This window comes from Tenacibaculum sp. Bg11-29 (assembly GCF_002836595.1).
Taxonomy (GTDB): Bacteria; Bacteroidota; Bacteroidia; order Flavobacteriales; family Flavobacteriaceae; genus Polaribacter.
The window spans coordinates 3,307,863-3,328,612 of sequence record NZ_PJBB01000003.1; the positions used below are offsets into that span (position 1 = coordinate 3,307,863).

Sequence of the window (20,750 nt, forward strand, 5' to 3'; positions counted from 1 at the left end):
AAAGATGTTTACTTTTGAGCGCAATATCTTTATATTAAATAATTAAGTATAATCATGATTAAATATATAGTACCCTTCCTTATATTCATTCTATTCATTGGTTGTAATGAACGCGAAATTTCCAAGAAAACTTCTTTTGGAGGTAAGATCATAAACCCAAAATGTAGTTATGTTACTTTATCAAATAACAGTAATTTTAACGATACAATTTACTTAAAAAAAGATAATAGCTTTTTAGGGTCTTATAATAAGTTTAAAAAAGGATTATATATGTTTAAACACGGTCCTGAACATCAATATGTGTATCTAGAACCTAATGATAGCTTACTTTTTAGATTAAATACATGGAATTTTGATGAATCTTTGGTTTTTAGTGGTGAAAAAGCTGAAGTAAACAACTTATTAATAGAAGCTTTTTTACAAAATGAACTAGATGAAAAGAGTTTTTCTAAATTTCACAATCTGAACCAACGTAATTTTTTAAAAAAAACCGACTCTATTAAAAGATTAAAGGAAACGATTATTAATGATTATAAAAATAGTACAAACAATGTTTCTAAGGAGTATATAGATATCTTAAAAATAGCTTTACTATACCCTGTATATACAAACTCAGAAAAATACGCAATTAAAAACTTTTCAAGCGAAAAACCTGAAATATTAGTTGATAGTTATTTTGATTATCGAAAAGATATTGACTCAACTAAAGATTCTTTAATTTTCTTCGGACCATACTATAATTATATAGTTAATAAGTTATATAATGATGTGTATCTTAAGAAAGATAATAAGGATAATTTTACAATTAACTTATTAAATAATATAAATTCGAGCATCTCTTCAGAAGAAATAAAAAACAAATTTTTATACAATACAGTAATACAACATTTCTTTAAAGAACCTAATCATAAAAACATTAATAAAATGTTTTTTAATTTCTTTAAATTAAATTCAGATATTGAACAAAAAAAGAATGTTCAACGATTAATTAATGATTTAAAATTATTAAAGGAAGAAGAACCGCTACCTTCTTTTGATTTAGTTGCTGCTACAGGTAACATTAAAAACATTTCAAAATTAATAAAAGGAAAAAATACTGTTATTTTATTTAAGGATTACAAGTATGCTTCAGATGAATGGATTGCATCACGTACTAATTATTTAATGAAAAAGAACACAGATGTAACCTTTATTATAATTAATTTATGTGCTACTTCTAAAAGATATACTAAAAAGATAGCTATTAAATACCAATATACGTTACCCAATAAAAGTAAGGTTTGTAGCTTCTCATCAAGTAGTTTTCCTCGTGTAATATTGGTGAATAAAAAAGGAATTATTAAAAATGGGTACACGAGTTTATCTTCTAAAGAAATAGAATCTCAAATAAGTAATTTACGAAACAGTAAATAACATTTTTTACTTTCCTTTATTTAAGCTATCTTTGCGCGATTTTATTCACGAAGTGAAATAAAATTTAGATTATTAACTACCAGATTATTAGCCATATAATCTATTGTCCAAAATAAGAATCAGGTTTACAGATACTGGCGTCTGTGAATCTAAAAGAACACAGACGTATAATATGTCAACATTTTTAGATTTAGGCTTAAAAGAGTCTATCAACAAAGCATTAACAGATTTAGGTTACGAAAAGCCTACTGTAATTCAAGAAAAAGCAATTCCTCAAATTATTTCATCTACGGCTGATTTAAAAGCTTTCGCTCAAACAGGAACTGGAAAAACGGCAGCATTTAGTTTGCCAATTATCGAGCAAATAAATTCTTCAGATAAAAATACTCAAGCAATCATCTTATCTCCTACTCGTGAACTTGCTGTTCAAATAGGAAATAATATTAAAGAATTTGCTAAATACATACCAGATTTAAAAGTGGTAACTGTATATGGTGGTTCTAATATAGAAGAACAAATTAGAGGTTTAAAAAGAGGTGCTCAAATAGTAGTGGGTACTCCTGGTAGAACTGTCGATTTAATAAATCGTAGAGCTTTAAAATTAGGAAACGTAAAATGGTTAGTTTTAGATGAAGCTGATGAAATGCTTAACATGGGGTTCAAAGATGAGCTTGATAAAGTATTAGATGCAACTCCAGAAACTAAACAAACCTTATTATTTTCTGCAACCTTCCCTAGAGAAGTAGAGTCGATTGCTAGAAATTATATGACAAATCCTGTTGAGATTACATCAGGAGAAAAAAATCAAGGTTCTGATAACGTATCTCATGAATACTATGTAGTTAATGAAAGAACACGTTACCAAGCCTTAAAAAGGATTGCAGATGTAAATACTGATATTTACGCAATTATTTTCTGTAGAACAAGAAGAGAAACACAAGAAGTTGCTAATAACCTTATAAAAGATGGTTATAGTGCTGATGCGTTACATGGAGACTTATCTCAACAACAAAGAGATAGTGTTATGGGTAAATTCCGTAAGAAAACTATTCAAATCTTAGTAGCAACTGATGTTGCTGCACGTGGTTTAGATGTTACTGAATTAACACATGTAATTAACCATAAATTACCAGACCAAATAGAAAACTACAATCACCGTAGTGGTAGAACTGGTAGAGCTGGTAACAAAGGTATCTCTGTTGTATTAGTAAACAATAAAGAAAAAGGTAGATTACGTTCGATTGAGCGTATTATCAAAAAGAAATTTGAACCTAAAAAAGTACCTACAGGTAAAGAAATTTGCCAAAATCAATTAATGCATTTAATTGAAAAAGTAAAGGCTACAGAGGTTAATACTGAACAAATTGAAGAGTTCTTACCTAGTATCTATGAAAAATTAGAAGATTTAAGTAGAGAGGAATTAGTACAAAAATTCGTTTCATTAGAATTTAATAAATTTTTATCTTACTACAACAAATCTGACGATTTAAACGACGTATCTAACAAAGATAGTGGTTCAAGAGGTAGATCTAATGACGAAAACATGACTCGTTTCTTCATTAACTTAGGAAGAAAAGATGAATTAAATCCTGCAACATTAATTGGATTAATAAACGATCAAAAAATTGCGGATAAAGTTGAAATCGGTGCGATTGATATTTTAGATACTTTCTCTTTCTTTGAAATTGATAAGAACTTTGAAAAGGAAACATTAGAAGCTTTTAGCGATAATGATCCTGATTTTAATGGACGATCAGTAAATATTGAAATTACAAAGTCTAACCGTGGTGGCGGTGGTGGCGGAAGAAGACCTCGCGGTGGCGGCGGTGGTGGTTTCAGCGGAAAAAGAAAAAGTGGTGGCGGAAGTGACAGAAATTCTAGAGGCCCTAGAGGAGACTCTAGAAGACGTAGTGATAGTGGCTCGAGTTCTTCTTCTCCAAGAAGAAGTAGCGGTGATAGCAATGCATCTTCAGGGTTCGGTAGAAAACGTAAAAGAGATTAATTATATTTAATTAAAACATATTTAAACCTGAACAATATATTTATTGTTCAGGTTTTTGTTTTCATTAAATTATTTTTTTTATTATAAAATCTACTTTTATTTATATATTCAATTAATAAGAAACCTCTCTCTATTAAAGCACATAACATTGTGTTATTTAACAAACAATAATTTAAATAGATTCTGAGTAAACTAACAACACAGGAAGTAACTTATTTAAAAAAACACTTTAAAACATGGATTATTACTGACAAATGCTATCAAACATTTGCTCTTATTTTAGAAAAAGCAATTTCTATGAGGATTTTAGAGAAGGATGAAGAAATTTCTTTAGAATGGAAAAAAGGTTCTTTATTTATTGAATTTAAAGGTACAAATTGGAATGATGAAGCAGAACCTGTCTGGGCTATATTTTCACCTAGTGATAAAACTAATACAGGCCTTAAAGACTCTATAACAAGTTTACATGAAGCAATACTACTTTTTAAACCTGAGACGGATTCAGAAAGGTTAAATTCACCTTCTTTTATGTATAATCACTTTACACAGAAGATGAAAGTGATATAGAACGTTATTATGATTTTTGTGATTTAGGACAAGATTGTGTCGTTGGTGATTCAGAAAATTTAAATTCTTTTAATGAACCTAAATTATGTTTTTTTAGTCACGGAGATAACTTAAATGATCTCGATGCTTATTCTGGACAAGATAATGTTTCATATAATTACGGGGGATTCGTTCTTAGAGTACTCACATATATAATATATGCTAACAGCAACACAAAAACTGAAGAACTGTATGACGAGTTCTCTTGCTAATAAAGAATAACGGCTATTTACTAGTCAGAATAATACTAAGCACTATTTTTTTTAAAAAAAGCCTTAACAATAAATTTATTGTTAAGGCTTTTTTTAAAAAAGAAACTCTAAGAAATAAGATACTATTGATTTCCTAAAATAATTGGCATTCCGCTTTTTCCTCCACCAATCAATACGACTTTACTGTTAGGAGATTCAGCTAATTTTAATGTAGCTTCAATACCTTTTTCTTGTAAAATTTTATCAGTTAAAGAAGCACTTAAAATCTTATTTGCTATTGCTTTTCCTTCTGCGTCAATTTTTTGTCTCTCAGCTTCTTTCTTTGCTTTTGCAAGTCTAAATTCATACTCTAGAGATTCTTGCTCTTGCTTTAATTTTGTTTCAATAGCTGTTCTAATAGTTGGAGGTAATTTAACATCTTCAACTAATACTCTTTTTACGATTAAGTATTGATCTTTTAAAATTAATTTTACTTCATCTAAAATTTCTTGTTCAATAACATCTCTCTTACTAGAATACAATTGTTCTGGTGTATAACGGCCTACAACACTTCTTGCTGCCGCATTAACTGCTGGATCTAAAAGTTCACGCTCATAATCTTCACCTTTTGTTTTAATTAAGTTTCCTAAATTACTAAACTCTGGTTCGTACCAAATTGTTCCGTTTACCTTTACCTCTAATCCGTTTACAGATAGTACATTCATTTCGTCAGAAATTGATTGTTGACGTACTTTTCTTACAATCATCTTATTCCAAGGAGCTACGATATGAAACCCTTCTCCATATGTTTTATCAGTATTAATACCATTACCTAAACTTTCGAAGATTACACCTCCTTCTCCAGGACCAATTGTTATTGTAGATTTAGTGAAAAGAATAATTCCTACTACTGCTAAAACAACTAAAAGAATTGCTCCTTTTGGTAATTGTAAATCTAATTGTCTGTTATTACTCATAATTTATTATATATATATCTTTCAAATATACAATTAATCTTCCTTAAAGTTACTGTAAATACAGTGCTTTAAAAACTACTTTTAATATAAATTCTTATTTATTAAATAGTTCATACTGCCCTTTTAATTTAAGAACAATCTCAACATCTTCTTCTTTTAAATTTTTAAAATACCAACCATGTTTCCCAAAAAAAGGAGCCGTAAAAGTACCTCCCATATTGTTAGAATATGCTACTGTATAGCTTTCATAAAAAACATCTTTTGGAGGATTTTCTTCTTTAACTTCACCATGAAAATCAATAAAAACAATATCGTCATTTGTTGTATACCATTCGTACTTAACACTACCGTATTTTAGCATCTTAACTTTATATTCTATCCCCTTATTTGCAGCTACAACAATTTTAATTGTATCCTCTCTTTCTATAAATTGTTCTTTTGGAGGCGGGTTATTAGCTTCTATAGGCTTTTGAATACTCTTTTTAGAACCAACATCGTTAAGTGTTATCTTTTTAAAATTTAAACTTGATGAAGAGGGTGTAATTACTTCTTTTTTATATAATTTATTAAAACCAAATAACTTTCCTGTTTTTAAAGGATCTATACCGTATTCAGCTGGTAAAACGGCTACTAAAAAAACGGCCATACCAATAGTAAAGGCTAAAAATATTGATTTAAATATTTGCTTTTTACTAATTAAAGACTGCTTGTCTGTTTTCATGTTTATATTCATATTTTAAGAAGTGAAATATCCTGTTAATTGATACCCTAACAACAAAAAACCTGCTGCCATTAAAAGTATATTTGTGTTTTTAGAAAATTTTAGATAACTATCATATTGTCTCCAATAAGAAATACATAATAAAACAAAGCCTAATGCCAAAAACTGACCAACTTCTACTCCTAGATTAAAACCTAATAAGTTTATAAAAAGACCTTCTTTATCAAATTCAAATTCTTGTAATTTTGTAGCTAGACCAAATCCGTGAAATAAACCAAAAATTAACACTGCTATTTTAGTGTTGGGTTGTTTACCAAAGATAATTTTAAACCCTTTTAAGTTATCAAACCCTTTATACACTATTGATAGTGCTATAATAGCATCAATTAAGAAAACATTTACATTTATATCTGCCATTACACCTAAAAGAAGGGTTACACTATGCCCTATTGTAAAATAGGTTATGTATGTTATAATATCTTTTGTTTTGTATAAAAAGAATACTACTCCAATTAAAAAAAGTAAATGATCATAACCTGTAATCATATGCTTAGCACCTATGTAGAGAAAAGGACCAAATGCAATTCCTTTATTACTTAATAAAAACGATTGTGTTTCATCATCTACTCCATGTGCAAAAGTTGCAAAAGGAATAATTAATAAAATAATTAATAACAAGCTTGATCGTTTACTTTTTAAATTCATATTTTAATTATTAATGTACGTGGCCATCCATACCGCCCGATTTTTGTATTAATTTACCTTTTAAAAAATGAGCTCCTTTAGTTACTATATTAATATCAAAGCTATTACCTTGAATCTTTTTTAGTGCTACAAAGCCTCCATCAGTAATACCTAAGGTTACTTCTAAAGGAATAAATTCTACATCACTTTTTGCCAAAAATATAAAACTTTTTCCGTCTTTTTCTATAATTGACCTCTCTGGTACAGCAAATATTTTTTCTCCTTCCAATAATACTTGAGCATTGATAAACATTCCAGATTTTAACACGTTTTTTTCATCTTCAAAATGACCATGAACATTAACCGTCTTTGTTTTATCATTTACTTTTTGACTAATTAATTTTATGTAGCCTTTGTATTGCTTATCAACACCTGAGGGTTTAAAAATAAATTCATCTCCTTTTTTAATTTTGGTAATATCAGTACCAAAAACATTTAACTCTGCATGCATATGGTCATTATCTATAATTTCCATCATTTCAGAATTTGCTGATAAAAACATACCCTTATTTAAATTATTCTCAACTACATAGCCAGAAATAGGTGCTTTTATATATACATATTGTTGAATTCCTTTTGCTGATATTGTACTTGGCGACAAATTTGCCATTTTTAATTGTGATTTATAACTTATTACCAAACTTTTTGCTGAATGATATATTCCTTCAGCTATTTGAAATGATTTTCTAGAGGTAATTTCATTTTCTAATAACATTTTTTTACGCTCATAATCAGCCTTTTTAACATTAAAATTATTAATTGCTTCTAAATATGAGTATTGTAATTTAATGAAATTAGGATGTTGTAATACTGCTACAACTTCTCCTTTACGTACCTTATCACCAGGTAATAAATCGGTTTTATAAACAAAAGCTTCTAAAGGTGCATAAATTGTTGCTTTACTTTGTGGTGGTACTTCTATTGTACCAGTAACCGCTACGCTACTACGTATTTTTTCTTGTGTTATTTTGGCTACAATTATATTTGCAGAAACCACCTGTTCTTTTGTTAAGTGGAGTTCATTTTCATTATGTTTATCTTCTTTTGTACTTTTAATAGTTGCTACTTTCTTTTCTTCAGATACATGGTCATGACCTGAATGGTCTTCCTTCTTTGAATTACAACTGATAATCGATACAGTTAATAATACTATAATTATAAATTTATTCATTTTTTATTTTTTGGTATAAAACTCGTAAGCTATTACGGTTTTATTATAGTTATTAATAAGTGATAAATAGTTTTGCATTACATTAAAATAGGTGTTAAAACTTTGATTGTATTTATACGCATCAATTTCACCAGATGTATAGGCAATTTTTAATTTTTGAATAAATTTTTCGGCTTTAACAACCATTAAATCTATGCTTACTAATTCACTTTCTAAGTATTTTAATTGATTTTGTAAACTTTTAAAATTATTTTCAATAGCTACTTTTCTTGATTCATTTTCATAGGATATTTCTTGACTTATAATTTTTTGTTCTTTAATTTTAGCCTTGTTAGACCAAAATGACAAAGGTACATTCAAACCAATATTAAAGCCATTATAGCCTGTTGCATTACCTGTTTTTCTATTTACTATTCCGGCTGTTAACTCAGGAAAGTAGTTTGATTTAGCTACTAAAAGGCTTTTTTCGGTTACTTTATATCGTTTCTTTAAAGTTTCTAATAATGCTTCTGAAAGCATATCCTTTTTTAATAAAACAACCTTTTTTAACGGTAATTTTGTTGTTGGAATTATTGCCTCATTTATTTGTAATAATTCTTTTAACTTATTTTCAACTTCATAATACTCCTTATAAATGGCATTTTTTTTAGACTGAGTTCCTAAAGATTGTAATATTGTTAAATCATTTTCTAATCCACCAATTTCACCAGCTTCGTATAATTTTTGAGCAATTTTTTTTATCTGATTACTATTTTGTTGTTGCTCATTCACTAATGTAATAAGCCCATATAAATAATGCCATTGTTGATATAATGTGCTTGTCTTTCTAATAATTTCTTTTTTAGAAATTTTATTGTTTGATTTTGCTAAATCAAACTTTGCTATAGCTAGTTTTCTTTTTTGAATATGTGTTAAAATAGCTCCGAAATTTTGATTAACAGACCACTCTTTTTCTGATGTACCAACACCAACTCCTACTTTTTGATATTTAACAACAGTAGGATTTAAATCAATCGCTTTTGAAATTCTTGTTTCACTTTTAATCACATTTAATTTTGATTTATATAGTGTTACTGATTTATGTAAACTTAATTTTATTGCTTGTTGTTCACTTATTTTTTGAGGTTCTTCTTTTGGTAATTCTTGCCCTTGAATAAAAGAACTACTAAATAAAACGAGCGTAATGATAAGTACTTTTGATTTTACTTTTTTAGAAGTTTTACTTTCAGACAGTAAATACAATATTGGTAAAATTAGTAATGTTAATAAAGTAGCAGATACTAAACCTCCAATAACTACGGTTGCTAATGGTTTTTGTACCTCTGCTCCTGCTGATGATGAAATTGCCATTGGTAAAAAACCTAATGATGCAACAGCAGCAGTCATAATTACAGGTCGTAATCGTACTGCTGTTCCTTTTCTTATTATCTCTTTAACATTAGTCATTCCCGCTTCTTTTAAGCGGTTAAATTCAGCAATTAATACAATTCCATTTAATACAGCTACTCCAAACAAGGCTATAAAACCTATTCCTGCTGAAATTGAAAAAGGCATATCTCTAAACCATAAAGCAAAAATTCCTCCAATGGCAGACATTGGTATTGCGGTATAAATTAAAACACTTTGTTTTACTGATTTAAATGTAAAGTATAATAACAAAAATATTAATGCCAATGCCACAGGTACTGCTATTCCTAATCGAATTCTTGCTTCTTCTAAATTTTTAAAAGTTCCTCCATAGGTGATGTAATAACCAGGATCGAATTTCATATTATCAGCAATCTTTTGTTGTAATTCATTAACAATAGTAGCTACATCTCGTCCTCTAATATTAAAACCTACAGTTATTCTTCTTTTTGCGTCATCTCTTTGTATTTGATTTGGTCCTGTTTTAAAGCTTACATCAGCAACATTTTCTAGCGGAATTTGTACTCCGTTTGGTGTAGTTACATAAAGTTTACGAATATCTTCAATACTCGATCTATGTTGTTTACCCATACGTACTACTAAATCGTATCGTTGCTCTCCTTCGTATACCGAACCAGCAGTTTTACCTGCAAATGCTGTATTTATGACTGTGTTTATAGCTGAAATACTTAATCCGTATAAAGCTAATTGACTACGTTTATAATCTATAACAATTTGCTTTAAACCTGTCATTTTTTCAATATACAAATCCTCTGCTCCTGCTACTTGTGGTATAATTTTACCTAAATCATTACCATATTTCACTAATTTATCTAAATCTTCTCCGTAAATTTTTAACACTACATCTTGTCGCGCTCCCGTCATTAATTCATTAAAACGCATTTGTATAGGTTGTTGGAATCCGTAATTAACACCTAACATATTCTCATCTAATAAGTGATTCATTTTTTCTGTCAGCTCGTTTTTAGTGCGTGCTTTCGTCCAATCACTTTTATCTTTTAGAATAATAATAATATCTGCTACTTCAACAGGCATTGGGTCTGTAGGTATTTCTGAAGAACCAATTCTACTTACAATTTGCTCAATTTCATCTGGAAATTCTGCCATTAATAATTTTGAAGATTTATTCGTAACATCAATAGTATACGATAATGAACTTCCTGTTGAAACTGTTGCTTGAACTGCTAAATCTCCTTCATCTAAAGATGGAATAAATTCTGACCCCATGTTTTTAAATGTATAAATACTTAAGGTGAAAATTAATACAACTACTACAAGTACCGATTTTTTGTTATTTAAAAAAACTGTTAATATTGGTGAATAAACATCTTGTATTGCTTTTATAATTTTATCAGAAATATTCTTTTTATTAGTTATTGTTTTCTTTAAAAACAAGGCACTAATCATTGGCACATAAGTTAAGGATAAGATAAATGCTCCTAAAATAGCAAAACTTACGGTTATAGCCATTGGTTTAAACATTTTACCTTCTATGCCTACTAAAGCCAAAATTGGTAGATATACTATTAATATTATAATTTCACCGAAAGCTGCACTTGTTCTTATTTTTGAAGCCGAATTATATACTTCCTCATCCATTTCTGATTGTGTAAGCTTTACTCCTGATTTTTTTAAACCTAAATAATGGAGTGTTGCTTCTACTATAATAACTGAACCGTCTACAATAATTCCGAAATCAATAGCCCCTAAACTCATTAAGTTCCCTGAAACGCCAAACAAATTCATTAGTATAACAGCGAATAACATTGCTAATGGTATAACTGAAGCAACAATTAAACCCGCTCGTAAATTCCCTAATAATAAAACAAGAATAAAAATAACTATTAGTGCTCCTTCTATTAAATTAGTAGATACTGTTTTTATAGCTTTATTAACTAATTTTGTTCTGTCTAAAAAAGGCTTAATTAATACACCTTCAGGTAAACTTTCTTGTATTTGCTTAACTCTATCTTTAACACGTTTAATTACCTTAGAGGAATTCGCTCCTTTTAACATCATTACAATTCCACCAACAACTTCTCCTTCTCCATTTCGAGTCATTGCGCCATATCTAATAGCATTTCCTAATTGTATTTTACCTATATCTCTAATTAAAATAGGAGTACCATTTTCAGTGTTTTTAATTACAATATTCTGAATATCTTCAGGTGATTTAATTAATCCTTGGCTACGAATAAAATAAGCTTTCGGATTTTTATCTATGTAAGCGCCTCCTGTGTTCTGATTGTTATTTGCTAAAGCTTCTAAAACTTCTTTAACACTTACACTAAGTGTTTGCAATCTTTCTGGTTGCAAAGCAACTTCATATTGTTTTAAGAAACCACCAAAACTACTTACATCTGCTACTCCTTCAATTCCTAATAATTGACGACGAACTATCCAATCTTGAATAGAACGTAGTTTCATTATTGAAAACTTCTCTTTATACCCTTTTTTAGCAAATAATGTATATTGATAAATTTCTCCTAAACCTGTAGTTACAGGACCCATTTCAGGAGAACCTATGCCTGCTGGAATATTATTTTTTGCCTCATTTAATCGTTCATTAATTTGTTGTCTTGCCCAATAGATATCAACACCATCTTTAAAAACAATGGTTACAACACTAAGTCCAAAACGAGAAAAAGAACGCACTTCTTCGATCTCTGGAATGCTAGACATTGTCATTTCTATAGGAAATGTTACTAATCGCTCTATATCTTGCGCTGATTGTGATGGTGCTGAAGTAATTATTTGCACCTGATTATTGGTTATGTCTGGTACCGCATCTATTGGTAATTGCTTTAGAGAATATATCCCCCAACCAATTAAAACCAATACGAAAGCACCAATAATCAATTTATTTTTAATTGAAAATTTTATAATGTTATCTAACATCTTTCATTTGTTTAATTCTATTTATTATAAATTTTGAGTATAATTCGTTACATACTTATAAAAGAAACTAGTATAATATAAAACAAAAACTTATAAATTGGCCTAGCCCCGATTACAGCAATTGTTTGAGCTCTTTTTTATTTTTCTTAAAAAAAGCGAGTGCGAAAATCAGGAAATAGCTACAATTATTTTTATAATATATTGTTTAGCTTATTTCTAATAAATAGTAAAAATTATAGGAACAACGTTTATTATTACCTATTTTATTAGGTAAAAAAGAATGTTGTTAAAATTGAAAAGAATTAAACCTGTGGAGGTTGAAGAAGTTCATCTAAAAAGTTAGATGTGTGTAGTGCTTGATAAAATACAATTTCTTTTTTTACTTTAAATACTTTCGAAAAATTGTATTTAAAACTAGGTGAAATAATTGCACCTGTAAAAACCATTACTGTACAATGATGGTGATGTTCTGTCTCTTTTTCTTCATCAGAATCATTTTTATGATGAGCATCTTGATGTGCAACATCAAATGCATCAACATGGCTTTCGGTAATATCATTTAAAACAATAGCATCTACATGCGCCTGAGTTGGAGGCACAAATAACAACAGTGTTAATATGATGATGCTAATGTTTTTCAAAAAAATATTTTAACGTTATAAAAATAAGAAAAAAAAATCAATTATCATTTTTTAATCTGTCTTTAACGTATTCTACTTTAGTTTTCCCGTGGCTCATAGGGTTTCCATCTTCGCCTAAACTAACCATAACTATTTTATCGATTTCAATAATTGTTTTATGTGTAAGTTTGTTACGTACTTCACAGTTTAAAGTTATAGAGCTTGATCCAAATTTTACAACTTCAATTCCTATTTCAATAATATCACCTTGTTTTGCTGAACTAACAAAATCTATTTCTGACATAAATTTAGTAACAGTTCGAGGTATTTCTAATTGAATAATTGCATAAATTCCTAATTCTTCATCTATCCATTGTAATAAACGCCCTCCAAATAAAGTTCCGTTTGGGTTTAAATCTTCTGGTTTTACCCATTTTCGTGTGTGAAATTTCATATTGTTTTGTTTGCTACAAATTTCTGAAACTAATTCTCTATAAACTACGAAATGCTATTCGTTTTTTAAATTTTACCATAGTATTTTCTGATAAACCATTCTGTTGATAATAATATTATAGCCAATAGTAAAATCCATTTCCAATCTATTAAATTCTGATTTTTGGTAACTGATTTTTGAATAGTATAGTATGTGGTATCTGATGATAGCATACTTAACAAATCATCAACTTTATCTGAATAGGTTAATTTACCATTCGTTTTTAAAGCTAAAGAGTTCATTTTTTTTGAGTTTGCATTCGTAAATTGTTCTTCTATTTGATAATCGGTAATTTTAAATTTTCCGTAGCTATTTATTTTCTGATCAACTACTGATACTTTATAAGAATAATCACCTGACGATAGTCCTTCTACCGACACTTGATAGGAATTATTAACCAATGAAAAAGGAAGTATTTTCTTCTCTTTGGTTTTACTATTTGTTATCAATAATTCTAATGAAGCTCTATTATCAAACTTATAGTTTTTATCTACATAAAATGCCGAAATTGTTATTGGTTCGTTTGCAGGGTATAAACGTTTACTTTTTACCTCTAATCTTTTTCTTTTTTTTGTAGATGCTAAATATTGTACAAGGTTTCCTATAAAAGCATCAAAAACATCAAATGATTGCTCTTTTAAAAAACTTGCTGCTCTCCATTTCCAAATTCCTTCTCCAAATAAAACAGCATATTTATTTGTATTGCTCTCGATAGTTGTTAATAAGGGTTCTGTAGTTTTAATACTTGCATATTTTTGATATAATAATGTTTGTGAGTCTGCATTCATTTTAACTTCTCCAAATCTATCTTGTAATGGCGGAAATTCATTAAAACCTATATCTTTTTGTAAGAATGTTGAAAAATTTGTATTGAATACAGCCTTGTAGTCTTCTGATTGACTTATTACTTCCTTTTTTAATCCTACTTGTTGCTTATTTAAAAAATTCCAATCTGTTTTAGTTCCTGATATTACTAAATAATTAGAATTTATTTTTTGAAACACTTTTTTAAAATAGAAGTTTGGTTGGTATAAAACAAAAAACTGATAATCAGAAAATTTAATACTTCTATCTTTTATTAAAGCAATATCAACTGTTCGTTGCTTGTTACTTTCTATTGCTTTTTTTATAGCTCCTAAATCGGGATGTAATATTGAACTTAAAACCAATACTTTTGTTTGTTCATCTATTACTTCTACAGAAAAACTTTGATAGTTGTTTTTCGTATTCCTTTCATTTTTTATTTTACTTATAGATGTTGTATAATAGTGGACTCCTTTTTTATTTGATACTAAGTTTGTAGTAACTGTTTGTGTAGGGTTATCAGGTGAAAATTGAAGCTTTTTAGAAAAAACTTTTTTTCCTTTATTCATAATAGAATAAACTGCATTTACAGCTTCTTTTCCTTCATAATACAAGAAAGTTTCTACGGGGAATTTATTTTTTATATAACTATATTTATTAACATTTAACTGTGAAACTTGAATATCTTGATATATAGTGGTATCTCCTACAACAATTGGAAATATTCTATTTTTTGAGTTTAAGTATTCATAATCATCTCCGGTTGTTTGATTTCCATCACTAATTAAAATCGTAGCATTATTATTTTTTTTATGCAACTCATTTATCGACTCTACAGCTTTTGTAATATCAGTTTGTGTTTCTTTAAATGATAAACTATCTAAAACAGTAACATCTTTACCGAAAGAAAAGAACTGAACATCAAACTTATCTTTAATTTTTTTATTCTTTTTTACCTTTTCTATAATACTTCGTATCTTTTTTTCTTCTTTAAAATGTTTTATAGAAAGTGAATTATCTACTAAAACAGATAAAATAGGCTTACTATTTTCTGTTTCAATAATTTCTATTTTCGGGTTTATAAATAATAAAGCAAGTAAAAATAAACTTAAAGCTTTTAACCAAAAAAGCAATATGTTTATTTTAGGATTGTTTTTAATTTTATAGAAATATTGAAAAAAAGCAATAGTTACACTTAACAAAACTGCTAAAACAATATAAATAAGAGTTATAGATTCCACCAATAATATTTTAATTTGTGAAGATAAAAAAAGCTTTCAAATAAAAATAGATTGATCAATGTATTTATTCGTTTGTTAATTTTGGTTTTGCTTCGTAAATTTTAAAAAACATGATAGATGCAATATTCCGTGCTCTTTCTCTAGCGTCATTTGCCTTGGCTCCATAAAAAAGTGATTCTATAGTTTCAAACCATAGTTGTAACCATCTTCCAAAATGCTCTTGAGAAATACTATGATTAAAGTTTCTATCTAAATCTTTATGTGCTTTCATAGGATTTCCTTTGAATTTTCTAACAAAAAAAAGGTTCGTTTCCCAAAAATCTGTGAGTTTCTGTAAGTGACTTTCCCATTTTTCTTCAGGAATTGCTTTTAAAAAAATAGGTCCTATGAAATCATCTTTCTTAAGTTTATTGTAAAAAGTTGATACTAATAAATAAACATCATCTCTATTTTCAATTTCTTTTCTCCCCATCTAAAAACTTATATTAATATACTGCAAAAGTATCTTTTTACACACTACTAATTTATGACTTAAATCATAAATGATATAAAATAATTGTTGCTTTATTTTAACAGGCTTTAAAAAAAGGAATACTTAAATTCTTAAAATGAAAAGTTTGCCCTAAAAATTTCCTATTATTAATAACTTATAAAAGCATAGGTTTTTCTATTTTTGCCAAATACAACACAACAACAAAATATGAACTTAACAGAATTAAACGCCATCTCTCCTATTGATGGTAGATACCGTAATAAAATAGCAAATTTAGCAAACTATTTTTCTGAAGAAGCATTAATAAAATATAGAGTTAAAGTTGAAATTGAATACTTTATTGCTTTATGTGAAATTCCTTTACCTCAATTAGCTGATTTTAACAAAGAATTATATGCTGATTTACGTAAAATATATGAAGACTTTTCTACTGAAAATGCTCAAAAAATAAAAGATATTGAAGCCGTTACAAATCATGATGTAAAAGCGGTTGAATATTTTATTAAAGAAGAGTTTGATAAGCTCAATTTACAGCAATACAAAGAGTTTATCCACTTCGGGTTAACGTCTCAGGATATTAACAATACTGCTATTCCATTGTCTATTAAAGATGCAATGGACGAGGTATATTATCCTGCTTTAGATACTTTGGTTTCTAAATTAGCTGATTTAGCTGAAGAATGGGATCATATACCAATGTTAGCACGTACACATGGACAACCTGCTTCTCCTACTCGTTTAGGTAAAGAATTTTTTGTTTTTGTAGAACGTATTAACAATCAAGCAATACACATACAACACACACCTCATGCTGCTAAATTTGGAGGAGCAACAGGTAATTTTAATGCACATAAAGTTGCGTATAAAGATATTGATTGGAAAAATTTTGGAACTCATTTTGTTGAAGATATTTTAGGTTTACACCACTCTTTTCCAACTACTCAAATAGAGCACTACGATCATATGGCTGCTTTATATGATGGTTTAAAGCGTGTAAATAATATTTTAATTGATTTAGATCGTGATGTTTGGACATACGTTTCTAATGATTATTTTAAGCAAAAAATTAAAGAAGGTGAAGTTGGTTCTTCAGCGATGCCACATAAAGTAAATCCTATTGATTTTGAAAACTCTGAAGGTAACTTAGGTTTAGCAAATGCTATTTTTGAGCATTTATCAGCAAAATTACCAATTTCAAGATTACAACGTGATTTAACAGATAGTACAGTTTTACGTAATGTAGGTGTTCCTTTTGGTCATACTTTAATTGCTTTTTCATCTACTTTAAAAGGGTTGAATAAGTTATTATTAAATGAAGCTAAATTTGCTGAAGATTTAGAAAATAACTGGGCTGTAGTAGCTGAAGCTATTCAAACAATATTACGTCGTGAAGCTTATCCTAATCCTTACGAGGCTTTAAAAGGGTTAACGCGTACTAATGAAAAAATAAACCAAAAATCTATTGCTAATTTTATTGATACTTTAGAAGTTTCTTCTGAAATTAAAAATGAATTAAAAGCAATAACACCAGCAAACTATACAGGAATTTAATGAGATATTTACTTACTTTTTTAGTGCTTTCTATCATGTTTTCATGTACTCCTAAGAAGAAAGGAGATCCTAAACGTTTTGTATACGGTACTTTTGAAATTCCTGCAGGAAACGGATATGGTAAAACTACAATCATAAGAAAAGACAGTTTACAAATAGAAACATATACTAAAAAAGTAAATATTTCTACTGATAGTTTAGTTTCTGAGAAAGAAATAAAACATACAGATACGCTGTTTATTAAATGGAAAAATAACTTCGCTTATTCATTGCGAATGAAAAGCCCGAAAACAGACTTAGATAAAGATCCTATATTTGTTCAAATAACAAAGGTTACTGATAGTTCTTTTAGTTTTACTGCAAGGATTGGTTATTCGAACTTTAAGCAAAAAGGAACTGTATATAAAATCAAATAAGAGAGCAAAGTATACGTACAATATAGTTGCTAATATCAATTTAATATTAGTAACGATACTATATACTCTGTATAAAAGACTTGACTTAAAAGTGTGTAGTTATTCTAAAAATGCCTTTTATTAACAAACCTTTTATATTTCTTTTTTAAATAAGACCTATTAATAATTATTAATAGGTCTTATTTTTTATACATTTGCAACTTCATTCATGTATGATTTCAAAAAACATATAGCCCTTATATTTATACTTACGTTGTTAACACCAACCATAGTAAGAGCTTCTCATGATTTTTTTGAAGATCACGAACACATTACTTGTACTTCTAAAACTGATCATCACTTACATGAATTAGAAAATGATTGTGGTGATTTACATTTACAATTAAAACTTTTTAATTGCTATTTAGGTAATAATTACGATTTAATACTTACTGTTAAGTATTTAGATAAATCTGTAGTAAAACCACAACAATTAAATTCGGCATTCTTTTCACGAAAATATTCACGAGGTCCACCTAGTTTGTAATTAAATTTTTATTATTTAATTATATAATTATAAACTCAAATGAAATCAAAAAATATTGTTTTTACTTGTGTACTCTTGTTGTTGTCATCAATTGTTGCTAGTCAAAACTGTAAGAATACATTTTCTGGTTTAATAGAAGATTTTCATGATAAATCTCCAATAGTTGGTGCTACTGTTTTTATTAAAAAGCAAAACAAATACACTACTACTAATTTTGAAGGAAAATTTTCGTTACCAAATCTGTGTTCAGGTAAAATTATAGTCGAAATTTCTCACATTGCTTGTGAACCTCAAATTCTTGAATTAAACATCAGTAATGATGTTTACAAGGTTATTGATTTAGAGCACCATGAAGAAGAACTAAACGAAGTTAATGTTAAAGGAGCTATAGGTTTAAAAACTAAAACGGCTCAAGAAACTTTAATTAAAACAAAAACATTAGATAAGTTTAGTGGAGCTTCTTTAGGTGATGCTTTAAAAAATATCTCAGGAGTTTCATCTATCAATACTGGTAACAGTATTGTTAAACCTGTAATTAACGGTTTACATGGTAGTAGAGTGCTCGTTTCTTTTAATAATGTGAGACTTCAAGATCAAGAATGGGGAATTGAACATGCACCAAATGTAGATGTTAACGCTGCTAAAACTATTTCAGTTATTAAAGGTGCAAACGCATTACAATATGGTGGAGATGCTATTGGTGGAGTTGTTATTATCAATCCTATTAAAAGTAGCATCGACAAAGATACTTTGTATGGAAAAAGTATCATTTCTCAGCAAACTAATGGTCGTTTATTCTCTGTAACTACAAACTTAAATAAAAGTTATAAAAGTGGTTGGTTTATTAATGGTCAAGCATCTTATAAAAGAGCTGGTGATTTTGAGACTGCAAATTACAGTTTAACTAATACAGGAGTTAATTCAAAAGCCTTTACCTTTAGTGTGGGTAAAAAACAATTTGAAAATGGTTTTGAACTTTTTTATAGTTACTTAACTAATGAAACGGGAATTTTAAGAGCATCGCATTTTGGTAATATTGCCGATTTAGTTGCCGCAATTAAAAGCCCTAAACCATTGATTATTGATGATTTTAGCTATACTATTAATAACCCAAAACAAGATGTAACACATCATTTATTAAAAGCATCTTATTACAAGCGATTTAAAGGGTTTGGTAAGCTATCATTACAATATGATTTTCAGATAAATAATCGATTAGAATTTGATAGACGAATTGGAGATAGAAAAAATTTACAAGCGGTTGATTTAGATTTAACTACCCACAACTTTAAAGCTGATTTTAATCTAGATTCAGATCCAAATCATGTTTATAAGTTTGGAATTAGTGGATTATATCAAAATAATTTTCCTGATCCTGTTACTGAAGTTAGAAGGTTAATACCAGATTACGAAAAATTTAGTTTTGGAACTTACGCTATTGCTAATTTTAAATTTGATGATGTAATTTTAACAGCTGGAATTAGATATGATTTAGAACATATTGATGCAAAAAAGTTTTATCTACAAAGTAGATGGAATTCTTTAAATTATCAAGATGATTTTAATGACATCGTTATAGATCCTAATGTATCTGGATCTCAAATTTTAACAAATCCTAAGTTTACGTATCATAATATTTCTACATCTTTAGGCGCAACTTATAATTTTGATAGCAACAATTTATTTATCGTTAATTATGGTTTAGCAAATAGAGCACCTAACCCTTCTGAATTGTTTAGTGATGGTTTACATCATTCGGCTGCTAGAATAGAATTAGGTGATTTACGCATGCAAACAGAAGTTTCTAATAGATTTTCTGCTTCATATAAGTATGCTAACGCTAGACTTAATTTAACAATTGAAGGCTTTTATAATCACATTAAAAACTTTATTTATATAGAACCAACTGGTCAAGAAACAACAAATAGAGGTGCTTTTCCTGTTTGGTCCTATAAACAAGTTAACGCTCAGTTATTAGGTATTGATACCAATATAAAGTTTCAAATAAATGATAATTTTGCATTAACAAACAAAAGTTCTCTTTTAAAAGGTAAAGATTTATCAAGTAATAGACCCTTGATTGACATACCTCCTTTTAAAACAGTAACGTCTCTAATTTTCAAAAAAGAAAACTGGAGAAATTTTTATGCTTCGTTAGAAAGCGAATACAATGCTAAACAAAACAGCTATCCAAACAATAATTTTGAAGCTTATTTACCGCTTTCAAACAGTTTTGAAGTTGTTGACATTAGCACTCCTCCATCAGCATATCACTTATTTAACTTTTCTACAGGGTTTGATTTTAAAATGTCTAAAACAAATTTTAATTTAAATTTTTCAATAGACAATCTACTAAACAAAAATTATAGAAATTATTTAAACAGATTACGATATTTTGCAGATGATTTAGGGAGAAATTTTAAAATTCAATTAAAAATTAATTATTAAAAAACAC

At 28.3% G+C, this 20,750-nt stretch carries 16 protein-coding genes; 7 read left to right on the top strand and 9 right to left on the bottom strand.

All coding sequences use genetic code 11. The features are described 5' to 3' along the window. Positions 1-54 precede the first annotated feature (54 nt). From CXF68_RS15165 to CXF68_RS15175, 3 genes are all read left to right on the top strand, one after another. Positions 55-1,413, top strand: coding sequence for a hypothetical protein (locus tag CXF68_RS15165; protein WP_101045971.1), 1,359 nt, complete (start codon positions 55-57; stop codon positions 1,411-1,413). A gap of 172 nt (positions 1,414-1,585) precedes the next feature. Beyond that, a complete protein-coding gene (locus CXF68_RS15170; protein ID WP_101045972.1) occupies positions 1,586-3,415 on the top strand; it encodes a DEAD/DEAH box helicase in 1,830 nt (609 codons plus the stop codon). A gap of 297 nt (positions 3,416-3,712) precedes the next feature. Next, on the top strand, positions 3,713-3,982 hold the full coding sequence (locus CXF68_RS15175; protein WP_101045973.1) for a hypothetical protein: 270 nt from the start codon (positions 3,713-3,715) through the stop codon (positions 3,980-3,982). 373 nt (positions 3,983-4,355) lie between these two features. Here the strand turns inward: CXF68_RS15175 and CXF68_RS15180 are convergent, their stop codons facing one another. The 9 genes from CXF68_RS15180 to CXF68_RS15220 all read right to left on the bottom strand — a co-directional run bounded on the left by CXF68_RS15180 (position 4,356) and on the right by CXF68_RS15220 (position 15,781). Further along, complete coding sequence (locus tag CXF68_RS15180; protein WP_101045974.1) at positions 4,356-5,189, bottom strand: prohibitin family protein; 834 nt, start codon at positions 5,187-5,189, stop codon at positions 4,356-4,358. A 94-nt stretch (positions 5,190-5,283) separates the two neighbouring features. Continuing rightward, entirely contained in the window at positions 5,284-5,922 is a 639-nt protein-coding gene (locus tag CXF68_RS15185; RefSeq protein WP_232771668.1) for a hypothetical protein, read from the bottom strand. 3 nt (positions 5,923-5,925) lie between these two features. Next, positions 5,926-6,615, bottom strand: coding sequence for a HupE/UreJ family protein (locus CXF68_RS15190; RefSeq protein ID WP_101045976.1), 690 nt, complete (start codon positions 6,613-6,615; stop codon positions 5,926-5,928). 10 nt (positions 6,616-6,625) lie between these two features. Beyond that, positions 6,626-7,825 carry an efflux RND transporter periplasmic adaptor subunit gene (locus CXF68_RS15195; RefSeq protein WP_101045977.1) on the bottom strand — a complete coding sequence of 400 codons (1,200 nt, stop codon included), beginning with the start codon at positions 7,823-7,825 and terminating at the stop codon, positions 6,626-6,628. A gap of 3 nt (positions 7,826-7,828) precedes the next feature. Then, positions 7,829-12,151 (bottom strand): CusA/CzcA family heavy metal efflux RND transporter, encoded by a 4,323-nt coding sequence (locus tag CXF68_RS15200; protein WP_101045978.1) that lies wholly within the window; start codon positions 12,149-12,151, stop codon positions 7,829-7,831. 302 nt (positions 12,152-12,453) lie between these two features. Beyond that, entirely contained in the window at positions 12,454-12,792 is a 339-nt protein-coding gene (locus tag CXF68_RS15205) for a hypothetical protein (RefSeq protein ID WP_157821953.1), read from the bottom strand. 37 nt (positions 12,793-12,829) lie between these two features. Next, positions 12,830-13,225: an acyl-CoA thioesterase gene (locus CXF68_RS15210; RefSeq protein WP_101045980.1), complete on the bottom strand. Its 396-nt coding sequence runs from the start codon at positions 13,223-13,225 to the stop codon at positions 12,830-12,832. Between the two features lie 65 nt (positions 13,226-13,290). Then, the gene (locus tag CXF68_RS15215; RefSeq protein WP_232771669.1) at positions 13,291-15,309 is read right to left on the bottom strand and encodes a VWA domain-containing protein; all 2,019 of its coding nucleotides are present in this window, start codon (positions 15,307-15,309) and stop codon (positions 13,291-13,293) included. Positions 15,310-15,373: 64 nt separating this feature from the next. Beyond that, on the bottom strand, positions 15,374-15,781 hold the full coding sequence (locus tag CXF68_RS15220; protein WP_028888936.1) for a group III truncated hemoglobin: 408 nt from the start codon (positions 15,779-15,781) through the stop codon (positions 15,374-15,376). A gap of 228 nt (positions 15,782-16,009) precedes the next feature. On the opposite strand from CXF68_RS15220, the gene purB reads away from it, so the two are divergent. The 4 genes from purB to CXF68_RS15240 all read left to right on the top strand — a co-directional run bounded on the left by purB (position 16,010) and on the right by CXF68_RS15240 (position 20,743). After that, positions 16,010-17,353: an adenylosuccinate lyase gene (gene purB / locus CXF68_RS15225; RefSeq protein ID WP_101045981.1), complete on the top strand. Its 1,344-nt coding sequence runs from the start codon at positions 16,010-16,012 to the stop codon at positions 17,351-17,353. Next, positions 17,353-17,769: a hypothetical protein gene (locus CXF68_RS15230; protein ID WP_101045982.1), complete on the top strand. Its 417-nt coding sequence runs from the start codon at positions 17,353-17,355 to the stop codon at positions 17,767-17,769. The genes purB and CXF68_RS15230 overlap by 1 nt, the downstream gene beginning before the upstream one ends. Before the next feature lie 208 nt (positions 17,770-17,977). Beyond that, positions 17,978-18,295, top strand: a complete 318-nt coding sequence (locus CXF68_RS15235; RefSeq protein WP_101045983.1) for a hypothetical protein — start codon at positions 17,978-17,980, stop codon at positions 18,293-18,295. A gap of 39 nt (positions 18,296-18,334) precedes the next feature. Next, complete coding sequence (locus CXF68_RS15240; protein WP_101045984.1) at positions 18,335-20,743, top strand: TonB-dependent receptor domain-containing protein; 2,409 nt, start codon at positions 18,335-18,337, stop codon at positions 20,741-20,743. Positions 20,744-20,750 lie beyond the last annotated feature (7 nt).

Excerpts from the sequence above, each read along its gene's own strand:
- CXF68_RS15230 (WP_101045982.1), top strand. The coding sequence starts at position 17,353 with ATGAGATATTTACTTACTTTTTTAGTGCTTTCTATCATGTTTTCATGT.
- CXF68_RS15190 (WP_101045976.1), bottom strand. The coding sequence starts at position 6,615 with ATGAATTTAAAAAGTAAACGATCAAGCTTGTTATTAATTATTTTATTA.
- CXF68_RS15185 (WP_232771668.1), bottom strand. The coding sequence starts at position 5,922 with ATGAATATAAACATGAAAACAGACAAGCAGTCTTTAATTAGTAAAAAG.
- CXF68_RS15175 (WP_101045973.1), top strand. The coding sequence starts at position 3,713 with ATGAGGATTTTAGAGAAGGATGAAGAAATTTCTTTAGAATGGAAAAAA.
- CXF68_RS15235 (WP_101045983.1), top strand. The coding sequence starts at position 17,978 with ATGTATGATTTCAAAAAACATATAGCCCTTATATTTATACTTACGTTG.
- CXF68_RS15220 (WP_028888936.1), bottom strand. The coding sequence starts at position 15,781 with ATGGGGAGAAAAGAAATTGAAAATAGAGATGATGTTTATTTATTAGTA.
- CXF68_RS15165 (WP_101045971.1), top strand. The coding sequence starts at position 55 with ATGATTAAATATATAGTACCCTTCCTTATATTCATTCTATTCATTGGT.
- CXF68_RS15200 (WP_101045978.1), bottom strand. The coding sequence starts at position 12,151 with ATGTTAGATAACATTATAAAATTTTCAATTAAAAATAAATTGATTATT.
- purB (WP_101045981.1), top strand. The coding sequence starts at position 16,010 with ATGAACTTAACAGAATTAAACGCCATCTCTCCTATTGATGGTAGATAC.
- CXF68_RS15240 (WP_101045984.1), top strand. The coding sequence starts at position 18,335 with ATGAAATCAAAAAATATTGTTTTTACTTGTGTACTCTTGTTGTTGTCA.
- CXF68_RS15180 (WP_101045974.1), bottom strand. The coding sequence starts at position 5,189 with ATGAGTAATAACAGACAATTAGATTTACAATTACCAAAAGGAGCAATT.
- CXF68_RS15170 (WP_101045972.1), top strand. The coding sequence starts at position 1,586 with ATGTCAACATTTTTAGATTTAGGCTTAAAAGAGTCTATCAACAAAGCA.
- CXF68_RS15195 (WP_101045977.1), bottom strand. The coding sequence starts at position 7,825 with ATGAATAAATTTATAATTATAGTATTATTAACTGTATCGATTATCAGT.
- CXF68_RS15210 (WP_101045980.1), bottom strand. The coding sequence starts at position 13,225 with ATGAAATTTCACACACGAAAATGGGTAAAACCAGAAGATTTAAACCCA.